A 13,818-nucleotide genomic window follows, 5' to 3' on the forward strand; every position below is an offset into this window, starting at 1 on the left:
GCATGAGGTGTTCCATCCAAGTTGAAACTTTATTCGAAAGAGCGATTAGCTCAATCAGTTACTGACGAGAATTTTAATTCTCATTTAATACTCACTCGTTGTTCAGTTTTCAAAGATCAACTTTTTTGTTCGCCGCCGTATCTCAGCGGCAACTTTTATAATATATCACCCTCCGCAGGAAATTGCAAGACCTTTTTTTCTAGCAACTATTTCTATTTGTTCGGCCGTCTTGCGTTTTGCAGCGGGTGATTATTAATATACCTCAAATGCAGGTGCAATATCAACCCTAGGAAAGAACTTCCTCGATATGCAGCTCTCTTTTCAGTACAAGATTCACGATTTCCCCTTTTACCGAAACCATCGGGCGAGTCGGGTGATTGCGGTCGGAGAACACGATTTCGCCTAAGCTGCCATCGCTAAGCCGTACACGCGTCCCGTTATGAAATTGGGTCACCTTGTCAACAAATGTTTGGACTACGCCGGGATCCAGCTTTCCGAAGGCCTCAGAACGGATTTCTTCCAGCACTAGATAAGGAGACTTGGCTTTACGGTAACGCCGGTTTAACGTCATGGCATGGAAAATATCCGCGACGCTTACGATTTTGGCGTAGATATGGATTTTCTCCCCGGTCAACCGGAACGGATATCCGGTGCCGTCCATCTTTTCATGATGCTGGAGCGCCGTCAATCTGACCCCTTCATTAATCGCCGCCGTTTTGCGCAGCTGCTGATAGCCGTAAGTCGTATGCATCCGCATTTCCTCCGCTTCGGCAGAGGTTAACGGGGACGGTTTATACAAAATCATCGGATCGATTTTCGTATTCCCAATATCATGCAGCAAACCGGCAAAAGCGACCTGCATCCAATCCTTCTGCGGTAATCCGTGCCACTGCGCCAGAAGATAAGACGTCACTGAAGAAAGAATCGCATTGTGGTACAAATAATCGTATTCGTTCATATATTGCGGCGTAAACGTGAGCACATTATAGTGCTTCAAATGGCGGATCAACGCCTCGAACTGATGGCGAAGTTCATAAATCGGGAGTTCGGCGGCCAATACGGATTGAAAAGCGCTTTTCGTCAAATGCAGCATGCGGTCGTATTCCTTATGTAATGCTGCATAGGGGGAGGGCGTCTCGTTTTCCGCAAGCCCGTTCGTAAAAGCAGAAGGAGCGACAGAAACGGAGTACTCCTCTTTGGAAACTTCCTTCACCGTCTCCACAGCTTTACGTTCCGGGAGCTGCTGCAAATCTTCAAGTTCTACCTGTTCGATCATAAAAGCGCGCAAAATATCCAAATCTCTCGGAAGCAAAACCTTTCCCTTTTGCAGCAAAAGACCACCCAATGGGGTGTGCACGTGATCTGACAGTTTGACTCCAGGCTTTAATTCCGTGATTGAGATATTAGCCATCCTTTACTCTCTCCTCAAATGTCCAAACTAAAAATCCGCCTTCAATTCTCCCAAATCTAGGGATAAAGAACTAAGGTCCATCTATTGTCATTATAGTACGGCAGCAAAATAGCTAGCAATCTTTCTTTCTATTTCAGAATCATTTCACACTCTTGCCTAATTCCCGTATTTCTTTAGTTCAACTTATATAACCCCTGTCAAAGGGGAAGAAAAAACAGCCTTCTCGCCCTTAAGGGTGAAAAGGCTGTTTTCGCTTATTCTTCTGCGTTATCGGTTTCTGCGGCCGGCCCGGAGCCCGATCCTTCCGGCGGCAGATTTTCGGAAACGTCCGCTTCTTCGCCTTCTCCCTCCGGCTCGTCCTCGGTTTTGTCCGTCCGGCAGACAGTCCCTACGTAATCATCCTCGCGAATGTTGATCAGCTTCACGCCCTGCGTATTCCGGCCCATCGTGGAAATGCCTTCCATGCTGGTCCGGATCAGCGTGCCGCTGCTTGTGATGATCATCAAGTCTTCCTCGTCCTTAACGACTTTCAGGCCAACGACCGAACCGTTTTTCTCCGTCACGTTGATCGTCTTGATCCCTTTGCCGCCCCGGCTTTGGATCCGATATTCGGAAACCGGCGTACGTTTCCCGTAACCTTTGGCGGTTACGATCAACACGTCCTGACCCGGCACCACGACATCCATGCCGATCAGTTCGTCGCCGTCATCCAGCGTGATACCTTTGACCCCGGTAGCCGCTCTGCCCATGGAACGAACGTCGCTTTCCGGGAACCGGATGGACATCCCTTGGGCCGTGCCCATGATGACTTCCTGCTGGCCGTCGGTCAGCTTCACGTCGATCAGCCTATCGTCTTCGCGCAGATTCACGGCAATCAGGCCGCCTTTGCGGATGTTGATGTAATCTTCGATCGGCGTCTTTTTGACGATCCCCTGCTGGGTCGCAAAGAACAGATACTTGTCCTCATCAAAACGCTCGACCTCGATCACCGCATTTACGGTTTCGCCCTGCTCAATCTGAATCAGGTTGATGATTGGCGTACCGCGCGCCGTACGGCCCAGCTCTGGAATTTCGTAAGCTTTCAGGCGGTAGGCCTTGCCCCGGTCGGTAAAGAACATCAGATAATGGTGGGAGTTCGTCACGAACAGATGCTCCACAAAATCATTATCTTTCGTGTCCATGCCCACGACCCCGCGCCCGCCGCGTTTTTGACTGCGGTAGGTGGTAACCGGCAACCGTTTGATGTAACCGGTATGCGTAAGCGTGATAACGACCTCTTCCTGCGGAATCAGATCTTCGTCGAGAATGCTCTCTTCCCCGACCGTGATTTCCGTCCGGCGAGCATCGGCATATTTCTCACGAATTTCCTGAAGCTCTTCCCCGATAATTTCGAGCACGAGCGCTTCATTGGCCAAAATCTCGCGGTACTCCGCAATCTTTTGCAGAAGTTCGTTATATTCACTTTCGATTTTCTCGCGTTCCAATCCGGTCAGACGGCGAAGTCTCATATCGAGGATAGCCTGAGCTTGGTCAAAGCTCAAACCGAATTGCGTCATCAAACCTTCGCGGGCTTCTTCATCGGAATTGGAAGCGCGAATCAAGGCGATAACCTCATCAATATGATCCAAAGCGATGCGCAGGCCTTCCAGGATATGCGCCCGGGCCTCGGCCTTTTTCAAGTCGAATTCCGTGCGCCGGCGAATAACTTCGACCTGGTGCTGCAAATAATGACTAAGGACTTCCTTCAGCGTCAGCAGCTTAGGCTCATTATTTACGATCGCAATCATGTTAATGCCAAACGTGCTCTGCATCGCCGTATGTTTGAACAAGTTGTTCAGCACCACGTTCGGATTCACGTCGCGGCGAAGCTCGATGACAACGCGCATCCCGGTGCGGTCCGACTCGTCCCGCAAATCGGTGATGCCGTCGATTCTTTTCTCCCGGACAAGCTCGGCGATCTTTTCCACCAACCTGGCTTTGTTCACCATGTAAGGAAGTTCCTCCACGATGATCCGCGCCTTGTTGTTATTCTCCTCGATCGTCGTCCGGGCCCGCATCGTCACGGCTCCCCGGCCTGTGGTGTAAGCCTGCCGAATCCCCGAACGGCCGATCACGTAACCTGCCGTCGGAAAATCGGGCCCTTTAATGTAATCCATCAATTCCAGCGAACTGATCTCCGGATTTTCGATCAAAGCCTGAACCCCGTCGATGACCTCGCCCAAATTATGCGGAGGAATGCTGGTCGCCATCCCGACGGCGATCCCGGAAACCCCGTTTACCAGCAGATTGGGGAAACGCGCCGGCAGCACAACCGGTTCCTTCTCCTCACCGTCATAGTTCGGCATAAAATCGATCGTCTCTTTATTGATATCGCGAAGCATTTCCATCGCGATTTTCGATAAACGCGCTTCCGTGTAACGCATCGCTGCAGCAGAGTCGCCGTCAATGGAACCAAAGTTGCCGTGACCCTCCACCAGCATATTGCGCATGGAGAAATCCTGCGCCATGCGGACCATCGTTTCATATACCGCAGAATCCCCATGGGGATGGTATTTACCAATGACTTCGCCGACGATTCTCGCCGATTTCTTAAACGGCTTGTCCGGATGCATCCCCAGCTCCGACATCGCATACAGGATCCGGCGATGCACCGGTTTCAGACCATCCCTTACATCCGGCAATGCACGGCTGACAATAATGCTCATGGCATAATCCATAAAGGATTCGCGCATTTCCACATTGATGTCCCGGTCAATGATTTGAGAGAATTTTTCTTCCGCCATGCTGGACCTCCTTCATTTCTACCCACATGCCAATCTATGGGAAAAGCCCGAAAAACCGCCACTTTCATTATATTACTTTCACAAAGCAAGCTCAATTAAACGTGGGCCGGTTTTCATCACACATTCCATTCATTAAGACACCAAAAAAATAGGGATGTGTCCACTCCCATCGAAACGTTCGTACATACACTACGGATATAGGCCAAAAAAGCTTATAAAATCCCCATATCTTATGATTATATCATTGTTTATCTCTTCTGTCCTATGTTTTTCGCACTCGGAAAATGATTCGACTAAGAAGATTGCAGAAAGGAAGGATCTCGATTTGGCGATTCAACGTATCGCAAGTAAGTGGGAAAAAACGAAAATTATCCGGCGAAATGAAACTCTTCGTCCCTATATCCCGGATACTCGAAAATTCGCTTTCGAGCCTCTTCGGGATATGTTGATCGAGCACGGTTTCGTCTTTATCAAGCCGGACAATGGAACCTACGGCAACGGCGTCATGAGCGTCGAACTCTGGAAAGACGAACTTGATCCGGACAGTCCACTGCAATACAAGCTAAGGTACGGAACGGAGTCCGAACTGTTCCCGACGGTGGAAAAATTGCATGAGGCGCTTGAGGAAAAAATCGGGCAAACGCCTTATCTGATTCAACAAGGAATTCGCACGCTCACGTATCGGCGGCGGAAATTCGACATACGCGCCCTAGTCCAGAAAACCCCGCGCAAAACCTGGGAAACGACCGGGTTTATCGGCCGAGTGGCGGCCAAACAAAAAGTGATCACCAACTATCACGGCGGCGGCAGCGTGATGCTGATCGAAGATCTGCTGGCTCCTTACACGTCCCCAAAAGAATTCACCAGCCTTTACAAAGAAATGAAATGGATCGGCGAACGGGTGGCAGCCCAGTTGGCCCGCAAGGTGCCGGGTCTGAAGGAAATCGGCCTGGACATCGCCATCGACGAACTGCATCACATCTGGATTTTGGAGGTCAACACGCTCCCGGCCCTGTTCCCTTTCAAATTGCTGCACCCGAAAGAGGTCTATAAAAAAATCCGGCGTTACGCGGTAGCGTACGGACGGTTGAAGGCTTCTTCCAAATAGCGAAAAAGCCTTCACCACGCTTGCTCAATCCATCCGAATTACTTTTACTTGGCCCGTAAACGTTTTGATGCGGATCTCGTTTTGCCCCACATCCACCATTTCGAAGGGCTCACGGGCGCTTTCCGGCGGGCTGATGCGGGCGCTTTTTTTTGCTTTCGGACAAGCCGGGCTGCCGTAAACGGCGGCAATCAGCCAATGGCTTCCCGGGCAAAGACGGCCCCGAAGCGTAGGAATGACGGTCCGCGGATGCAGCACATTCGTGTTGGCGTTCGGGTAAATCAGCTCCGCCCGCTCATATCCGAGCTTTCCGATTATGCCGCTGCTCCCCAGCGAATTGCCGATCAGCAGACCGCCCTCCGGCAGCGTATCGGAATATTCGCTCTGCACCGCCGGTTCAAGCCCCAGGGCAAATCCGCCTTCGGCAACGTCCAGTTCCCGCTCCGTGCTGATCCGGTGCATCCGGTAATGCCACGGCAAACCGGCAACGATCCAAGACTCCACGCAAACGTTATGCCACAGTCTCCACCGGGCATAGATGACGTTTTCCTCAATCCGGGTCTCCTCGTTGCTCCTTCTGACCCGGTATAGATTGTCGCCTTCGCTGAGCGCAAGCATCGAGTCGAAAGCCCCTTGCCCAAGCCCCCACTCCGCTCTTGGCACGCTAAAACCGAAGGCGGTCGAATAGGCGAATTTTTCATATTTGGCGGACGTATGTGTGTGTTCGTTGGTCGAGAGGTGGCCGCTGTTGAACGCGGCGACATGTCCGTTCTCCTCCTGCCGGCAAATGACGAGATGCGGCGGCAGCTGCACCGAGACCGGAGCGCCTGCGGGCAGCGCCTCCTCTTCCGCTTGCCAGAAGGGATGGCTTTCCGGAAAAGCGAGCGGCAAAAAAGCTTTGAAGGCCCAGTACGGCGATCCCGGCGAATTGTAATTTTCGGCCATCACCAGGTTGGGGTAGGCATAGCCGACCGTCAGCAGCCCGCCCGCATCCAAAATCGGCTGCCGAAACCACCAGCGCAAATTCCGCAGAACGAGACCTTTGATCACACCCAGTGAGAAAACATCTACATCAGCATATGCGAGTGCGCCCCAAAAAGCCGACTGGGCGAACCGGTACGTCAGGCTTCTCCCATAAGGCAGCGCCGAACCGTCCGGTGCAAACCACAACGCGAAATCAGTGGCAAACCGCGCCGCCCGGTCCTTAAAGCGGGCTGCCCGCTCCGTGTCCTCATCCCCCATCAGCTTGGCGTACAGCAAACCGTAAAAATGCAGAGCAAACGGAACGTAATAATCGCTATGCCCGCCCGGTCCGTCACTGTACCAGCCAGCGGATAAGTAAAATTCCTCAATCCGGCTTAAATTTCGCTCCATTTGCTCGCGGTCATACGGAAGTCCGGCCTTATGAAACCCGATATTGACGAGCACCTGGAAAAAAAGCCAGTTGCAATCATAGCAGGCGCGGTGATTGATCTGATTCAGCCAGGCGTACAGATGCTTCCTTCCCTGCTCGTCTAACGGTCCCCAGAATCGCTCCGGGACCAGCGCCAACGCAAACCCGAACGAGGCCATTTCCACCAGGCGCTGATCGTAATCGTTCACGTCGCCCCAGTATTCCTCGTGCCCCGGATCGGTACCATGCCGGATCCCCTCCAGGCAGATGTCCCATAACGGGGTTTCCCCGCCCCCCGCCAGAAAAGGCACCAATCCCCACAGCACGCGGGAGAAACCCTCCATCCCGGCGACGGAATCCGGATACCCCGCGGCTGCCGCTCCCAGTTCTAAACGGGCACGACCGACCGTGTAATGCCCCATCAGCGGCCCGGTAAGCTGTAGGAACGCCACCTGCAGGTCCCGCCGCGTGGCCAAGGGATTACCGCGAATGGACTGCGAAATTACGCCCGGTTCCATCCCGTATCCCATTTTCTCTGCCATATTCAAACGCTCCTCTCCGCAAATTCGCCTATTCCCAATAAAAAGGCCCTTTCCCCAGCAGCCGGGCCAGCCCCTCGACATAGAAAAAGTCCCCGTAGATCAGCGGTACATCGACGTTTTTGCCTTCCGGATAATGCCCCGTGCCGTGCAAAATCAAACCTTCCTCGCGCTCATCGTCCCAAGCGCCGTAATTTCGGTACAACGAATCCAGAATGCGGATCGCCGGTTCCCGGTAAACCGCGGACTCCAAAGGATCGACTTGATCCGCCAGCAGCAGCAGACCGCTGGCCGCGCAGGCCCCCGCCGAGGAGTCGCGGATATGCCGGAGCTCCTGCGGCGCCCGAAAATCCCATGGCGGCACCTGGTCTTCCGGCAGCTGGGCCAAAAAGAAATGGGCGACCCGTTTGGCCGCTTCGAGATACGCCGGTTTGCCGGTATGATGAAACGCCAGCGTCAAGCCGTAAATCGTCCAAGCCGTGCCTCTGGACCAGGCTGACTCTGGCGCATATCCCTGGCCGCCGAGGCCTTCGAGGCGCTCGCCCGTCTCCGCATCGAAGCGGACGATGTGGTACACCGAACCGTCGGGGCGGATGAAATGCTCCAGCACCGTATCCATATGCGCCTCCGCGATATGGCGGTAGCGGGGGTCGCCCGTGTTGGCCGAAGCCCAGAACAAGAGAACCATGTTCATACAGCAATCGATAATGGCCACTCCGGCATTGTCCTCGCCTTCGGTCCACGGATTCCAGGCCCGAATATAACGTCCCTTAAAGTTAAAGCGCGCCGCTAAATAATTGGCTGCTTTCAACGCGCGGACGCGCGACGGCTCCTTGCCCAGCAGCTTATAGGAGGCTACGCTCGTTAAAATCCACATAAAGCCGGCGTCATGATCCAGCCTCGCCCATCCGTCGAGCACGCCGTCCAGCGTCTCTTCACACTGCTCGGCCAGCGCTTTAAGGCGCTCATCCCGGGCGTCGTTGTACAGCAGCCATAATATCCCCGGCCAGAAGCCAGCCGTCCACCAGCCCGGATCGGCAAGCTCATATACCCCGTTATGGCTGGCGTGGGGAAATCCATCGCCGATGCGCCCGCTGGTCTTTTGTATTTTCCGGAGCGCCTTGCTCCATGCTTCCTCCGCCCAATCCGTCCGGTTCGTACGTTGCCCATGTTCCGCTGCTTGCATGCCATCCACCTTCCCCTTTCGTTTTTCAAACAAACTCAAATCTCAGCCACACCCGCTCGATCATTCCCGCCTGCTTGACCAGAAAATCGAGCGAATACCAGGTTTCCTCCCGGCCGAAATGATTGCGGAACGTATGCGGCTGTACGGCCGGCTCGAGGCGCCGTCCGTCATAAACGATCCGCAGCGCCCGCTTCCCTTCGCCGCCTGCCGCCAGCTGGACCTCGCCGTTTCCGTTCATCGCCGGCGGAAGCGGCGTCACCACCCGTTCTGCCAGCGTCTCCGGCGGTGAGGCAAACCGGAATTCATCGGTCAGCTCCAACGCCGGCAGCTCCGTTTTGTCCCAGGCAAACGAGCGGGTGAGCCGCTCAAGTCCCGCTTCATCATCATAGGCTCCGGTCAAATCAAGCCGCAGCGTATCCCGCGTTTCGCCGGTGGCCGCCTCCAATACGACTGCCGCATGCTGTTTCCCCGCCGCTTGATACCGGCCGTTGATGATCGGCACCGAATGGCCCTGCGACCCGTTGCAATCATAGCGGTACCGGCCTGCTCCGAAATAATCGGCGGTATATTCGCCGCTGCCCAGATCCGCGGCAAAGGTGTCCCCACCTGCGATCAGGATGAAATGCCCCAGGTCGTTATGGTTGTGCGGTTCCCCATTGTGCCCGCCCTTGGCGGAAAAACCAAATGCTCCGGCCGCGCTCCGGTGCCGGGAGACCAGCCACTGGGCATTGGGCAAATCATAGCTCGCCGCCGGCCAATCGCGGTCCGGCTCCCCTTCCGCCGTGCCGTTCTTCCAGAGCAGGTTGCGGAAAGCCGGCGCCCAGCGGCTGCAATGGTCGTCCCGGTAATCGGCCCGCAGGCCGGGCGGCGGGAGCTGCACGCTTTTGTAGCGGCGGGCCAGTTCATGGGACAACCCGATCTGCACGCGGCAAGAGGGAACCGCATCGGAGAAATTGGCGACCCGGTCGCCGCCGAGGTAGCATTTTTGCTGAAACTCGGCAATCCGCCGCACCTTGTCCTCGGCTAACCAGTCGGCCTCTCCTAACGTACGCCGCGCGAGCAAATCGGCAAAATACACAAAATAGCCGAACCCGTAGTTCCAATACCCGGCCCCTTCCAGGCAGGCCCCATCCGCGCCGAAGCCTTGCAGGTAGCATTCGAGGCTGGCCTGCACCCGCTGCAGGATAGCGCTCAGGGCCTCCGGGTCCCGCAACAGCAGCAGCGCGGCGGCGCCGACAGAACCGGCGCATACGGCCGCCCAGTTATGTGTGGCCGTCTCCCATTCGTACGGCCCGCTTCGCAGGAAAGGCTCAAACAACCGCCGGTTCACCTCCGCCTCAATGCGCGATTGCAGCAGCCGGGGCAGCCGCCCTCGCAGCAGCAAGGCAATTTCGCCGAGCGTAAACCCGGTTTCGGCTGCAAATAGGTCGATGGCCCGCTCATGACCGTCCTCGCCCAGATGAGCCGGCAGGCACCACGTGTACTCGCCGCAGACGGACCAGATCATGTCCAGCAGCTCATGTTCCGCATCCTGATCGTCCGGATCAAGCAGCGCCAGCAAAGCGAACGTATTCAACCGCCGTCTCCGCTCAAAATACACCCGCTCATACTCCAGCCGCGTCCCCTGCCGCGCAAAGATCGCAAACAACGAGAAGGTGAGTTCCGGATTTTTTTCGTGTCGCAACCGCTCCGCTTCCGCCCGGATTTCCCGGACTTCTTCGCGGTACTCCCCGGACTCCCGCACCCGCCGCCAAAATGCATCCTGATCTCCGTCCGGATAATACAACCGACGATCGGCCGGAGCCATACGGCTGACGATCGCCAGCCAACCCTCACGTTCCAACGTTCGCCCCAACGAATTCATGATGATCCCCTCCTCCACTTCAGCGCTAGATTCCAAACGCTCCTCATCTCCGGTATTCCATAGGGGTGGCGCCCGTGTAACCTTTAAACGTTTTGATAAAATAACTCTGATTGTCGTAACCGAGCATTTCGCCGATCTCTCCGACGGAATGCCTGGTCCCGTCCAGCAGTTCTTTGGCCCGCTCCATTTTCATGTGCGTAATATACTCTATGAAGGTCATGCCCGTTTCCTTCTTGAACAGCCGGCTGAAATAGCTCGGGTTCAAATGGAGATGTCCGGCCACCTCGTCCAGGCTGATCCGCGTATGGAGGCGAAGGGAGACGAACCGGCAGGCCTCCGCCACCTCCGTTCTCCGGCTCGCCCCCGAGCCCGCCTCCGTCAGGGCGGCAATCCGCTCCAGATGAAGCTTCAACCAGGCGCCAAGCTCGGACAGTGAATAAATATCGACCAGTTCCTTGTGCAGGGACTCGGCGGAATAGGACGGGCGGATCGAATGCAGCGAGTGCAGCTTCAATTTCAGATCGAGCAGCAGCTTCAGCGTCCAGTCTTTGACGGTCTCCGGCGCATAACGCGCCCGGCCGATCATGGACATCCATTGGTCCGCTATACTACCGGCCAGGGACGGATTTTTGCCGAGCAGCGCCTCCCTCAGCTCCGCGTTGGCCCGGTCATAAAAAGCAAACAGATTCGGCCGCTCGCTATCCCCTGCGCTATCCAATGTCTTTTCGCTCCGTTTGGCAATTTCCCCGGGTTCCAAGTAAAACCGCACCTTCTCGCCGTTAAGCAGCTCGCCAAGCTTCTGTTTTAGCCCCTCCGCACCGCCGCAGCTTTCTCCCAAAACAAAGGACATGCCAACCTTAAGCACGCGGCGCAGCGTGGATTGCATCTCCCGCAGGCACGCGGCCGCTTCGCCCGCGGCATTCCGCTTCAGTGAAGGCGTATGGGAGAACAGCAAAATCGAAGTCCCGACGCCAAATCTGACGTGAAGACCTTGCAGCGGCAGCTCGTTCCACACTTCTCCCAGCACATTGCCGATCGCAAAATGCAGCGTCCGGTCCGATGCGAAGCGGTGCTTCACCATCTGGTAGTTCTCCACGTAACCGATCGCCGGCAAACAGGACTGCCCGGGCAGAAACAAGCCGTATTCCCTTGCTTCCTGCTCCCACTTTTGCGCGGAGAAAAGCGGCTGATCGATCAGGCTCGCCAGCATCTGCTCCTTGCGCAGCTCGCTCGTCTCCACGACCAGATGCTTTATCCGCGACTGCTCCCAGCCGTTGTGCGCCTCTTCGTCCATATGGTCCTTGAACCGGCGCAGCACCGCGGCCACATCCTCCGGATCGAGCGTATCCTTCAGCAAATAATCCTGCACATTCAGCCGCATCGCCTGCTGGGCGTATTCAAATTCGCTGTGGCAGGACAAAATGGCGATCCGCACATGCGGTGACATCCGCCGGATTCGGGCCGACAGCTCCAGTCCGTCCATCCTGGGCATCCCGATGTCCGTGATCAGAATGTCCGGCATTTCCCGCTGTGCCTGCTCCCAGGCACTCCAGCCGTTTTCGTAGGAGCCCATCAGGCGCAGCCCCAGCCCTTCCCAAGGAATCGCCTCCGACAGCAATTGGGTCACGGGATAATCGTCGTCCACCAGCATCACGTTATACATCAGCGCTCTCCCCTATCGTGAGGAATGTACATCTCGATCACCGTTCCGAGTCCCGGTTCACTGCGAATTTCCACGTGGAACATTGGCCCGAACCTCAGGCGCATCCGCTCCATCACATTGTGCAGACCCATCCCGGAAAAATGGCCTTTCGGCTTTAAACCGCCTAGCTCTGCGGCTGCCCTCGTATCGTTCATCCTGCGCAGCGTGGCTTCAAGCTTCGCCTCTTCCATCCCGGCGCCGTCATCCGCGACGGTAAGCAGCAAACCGTCCTGTTCCATCGAGGCGGCGATCCTGATGACGCCGGCTTGCTGTGTGAGTCCGTGGATCAGCGCGTTTTCCACCAGCGGCTGCAGGATGAGCCGCGGCACCTTCACGAGAAAAGCCTCCGGCCCAACCGCGAACTCCAGCGTCACTTCCTGCTTCTGGCGCAAATTCATCAGCCGCACGTAATGCGAAACGAGCTCGATTTCTTCATGCAATGTAATTTCATCCTCTTCGCGGCTGATCGTCATCCGCAGCAGCGTGGACAACGAACCGATCATTTTAGCACTCTCCAGATCACCCTGCTTCATCACTTTCATCCGAATCGAGTTGAGCACGTTAAACAAAAAATGCGGGTTGATCTGCGCCTGCAGCATTTTCAGCTCCGCCGTCCGTTTGCGGGCTTGAGTGGCGGAAATCTCCGCGATCATTTGCTTTACCCGGTCCAGCATCTGGTCGAACAGCAGCCCCAGCCGCCCGATTTCGTCATTGCCGCGAACGCCGGAACGCACCTCCAGGTTGCCCCGCTGCACCGCCGAAGCCGCCTTGCCGAGCCGCACCAGTGGTCTAGTGAACGTTCTGACCAACACGATCAGCATCGCCATGAACACGATAAACGAGATGATCTGAAACAAGAACACACGGTTGAAAATCGAGCTGATATTAACCGTCGCCTCCTGGTAGGGTTGGGTAAGGATCAGCCGCCAGCCGTTCAGGGCGATGCTCTGCTCGACCACAAGCCGCGTTTCCCCAACGTCCCGCGAAACAAAGGCGGTTTCCGCCGCCGCTTGCCCATGCCCAGCCCCAAACCCCAGCCGCTCCTGCTTCCCGCCGGGATACATGCCGCCGATGTTGTCCTTGTTCCGGTCCGCCACAACCCTCCCTGCGGCATTCACCAAACGCACCTCCTGGCCCGCGGTCAGTTCGCTGAAAATATCGCTGACCTGATCCTCCATCACCGTCACGACGACATACCCGTAAATGTCCGAGTTGGCCAGCCGCAGCGTACGCGCCACCGACACCTGGTACGGATGGTCGAACCGGTCGTACTTAAATTGCGTTGGCTCCGCGCCAATCCAATAAGAATCCAACCCCTGCAGCTCGTCGAGCTGTTCGAACCAGGGCTCCTGCAGCAAATCGCGCGGATTGTAATCGCTTACGGAATAATTCATGAAATAAGATCCGTCGGTGAGCAGCACCGTTACGTAGCTTTTTTCGCCAACCACGGTCAGGCTGTCCAGCTGTTCCAGCACGCGGTTCGCGTCGGTAAATTTCCGGTAAGGGTCCGGCTCCTGATATCCGGAGGCCACCAGCTTGAAATACGTGTTCAGCCCCGCATTGACCTGGATGTAATTGGCGATGTCCAGCATGCCTTTTAATAAATGGGTCACCGAGCCGTTTACCAGTTCGAGCGAATTTTCCGCATTGGCGATGGCCTGCTGCTTGACCGCCTTTTGCGTCAGCGCATGGTACACGTTTAAAGTGAAGGCGGCGGGAACGAGAATGCAGGCCACCGCAGCCAAAATCAACTTAGCGCGAATCGACCGGGGCGCAAAGTGGCTGAGCCGCTTGAACATTTCACTTCTCCCCTTAGCGAAAAGGGGGACGATACC

At 55.8% G+C, this 13,818-nt stretch carries 8 protein-coding genes; 1 reads left to right on the forward strand and 7 read right to left on the reverse strand.

Going from position 1 to position 13,818, the window contains the following annotated elements; translation table 11 throughout:
* Positions 1-286: 286 nt before the first annotated feature.
* Positions 287-1,411, reverse strand: a complete 1,125-nt coding sequence (locus ACLD72_RS24430; RefSeq protein WP_411000887.1) for an HD-GYP domain-containing protein — start codon at positions 1,409-1,411, stop codon at positions 287-289.
* A 254-nt stretch (positions 1,412-1,665) separates the two neighbouring features.
* A complete protein-coding gene (gene gyrA, locus ACLD72_RS24435; RefSeq protein WP_411000885.1) occupies positions 1,666-4,194 on the reverse strand; it encodes a DNA gyrase subunit A in 2,529 nt (842 codons plus the stop codon).
* A gap of 325 nt (positions 4,195-4,519) precedes the next feature.
* Between gyrA and ACLD72_RS24440 the strand changes: the two genes are divergently transcribed.
* Positions 4,520-5,302: a YheC/YheD family protein gene (locus tag ACLD72_RS24440; RefSeq protein ID WP_411000883.1), complete on the forward strand. Its 783-nt coding sequence runs from the start codon at positions 4,520-4,522 to the stop codon at positions 5,300-5,302.
* 24 nt (positions 5,303-5,326) lie between these two features.
* Here the strand turns inward: ACLD72_RS24440 and ACLD72_RS24445 are convergent, their stop codons facing one another.
* Genes ACLD72_RS24445 through ACLD72_RS24465 form a run of 5 tightly spaced genes read right to left on the reverse strand, consistent with a single transcriptional unit; the run spans position 5,327 to position 13,782 of the window.
* Entirely contained in the window at positions 5,327-7,234 is a 1,908-nt protein-coding gene (locus ACLD72_RS24445; RefSeq protein ID WP_458476191.1) for a DUF2264 domain-containing protein, read from the reverse strand.
* 28 nt (positions 7,235-7,262) lie between these two features.
* On the reverse strand, positions 7,263-8,417 hold the full coding sequence (locus ACLD72_RS24450; RefSeq protein WP_411000881.1) for a glycosyl hydrolase: 1,155 nt from the start codon (positions 8,415-8,417) through the stop codon (positions 7,263-7,265).
* A gap of 25 nt (positions 8,418-8,442) precedes the next feature.
* Entirely contained in the window at positions 8,443-10,281 is a 1,839-nt protein-coding gene (locus tag ACLD72_RS24455; RefSeq protein ID WP_411000879.1) for a hypothetical protein, read from the reverse strand.
* A 43-nt stretch (positions 10,282-10,324) separates the two neighbouring features.
* Complete coding sequence (locus ACLD72_RS24460; protein ID WP_411000877.1) at positions 10,325-11,944, reverse strand: helix-turn-helix domain-containing protein; 1,620 nt, start codon at positions 11,942-11,944, stop codon at positions 10,325-10,327.
* Entirely contained in the window at positions 11,944-13,782 is a 1,839-nt protein-coding gene (locus ACLD72_RS24465) for a sensor histidine kinase (RefSeq protein ID WP_411000875.1), read from the reverse strand. The genes ACLD72_RS24460 and ACLD72_RS24465 overlap by 1 nt, the downstream gene beginning before the upstream one ends.
* Between the last annotated feature and the right edge of the window lie 36 nt (positions 13,783-13,818).

Source organism: Paenibacillus lacisediminis (assembly GCF_046567315.2).

Coding starts and splice junctions, on each gene's coding strand:
- ACLD72_RS24430 (WP_411000887.1), bottom strand. CDS start 1,411: ATGGCTAATATCTCAATCACGGAATTAAAGCCTGGAGTCAAACTGTCA.
- gyrA (WP_411000885.1), bottom strand. CDS start 4,194: ATGGCGGAAGAAAAATTCTCTCAAATCATTGACCGGGACATCAATGTG.
- ACLD72_RS24445 (WP_458476191.1), bottom strand. CDS start 7,234: ATGGCAGAGAAAATGGGATACGGGATGGAACCGGGCGTAATTTCGCAG.
- ACLD72_RS24450 (WP_411000881.1), bottom strand. CDS start 8,417: ATGCAAGCAGCGGAACATGGGCAACGTACGAACCGGACGGATTGGGCG.
- ACLD72_RS24455 (WP_411000879.1), bottom strand. CDS start 10,281: ATGAATTCGTTGGGGCGAACGTTGGAACGTGAGGGTTGGCTGGCGATC.
- ACLD72_RS24460 (WP_411000877.1), bottom strand. CDS start 11,944: ATGTATAACGTGATGCTGGTGGACGACGATTATCCCGTGACCCAATTG.
- ACLD72_RS24465 (WP_411000875.1), bottom strand. CDS start 13,782: ATGTTCAAGCGGCTCAGCCACTTTGCGCCCCGGTCGATTCGCGCTAAG.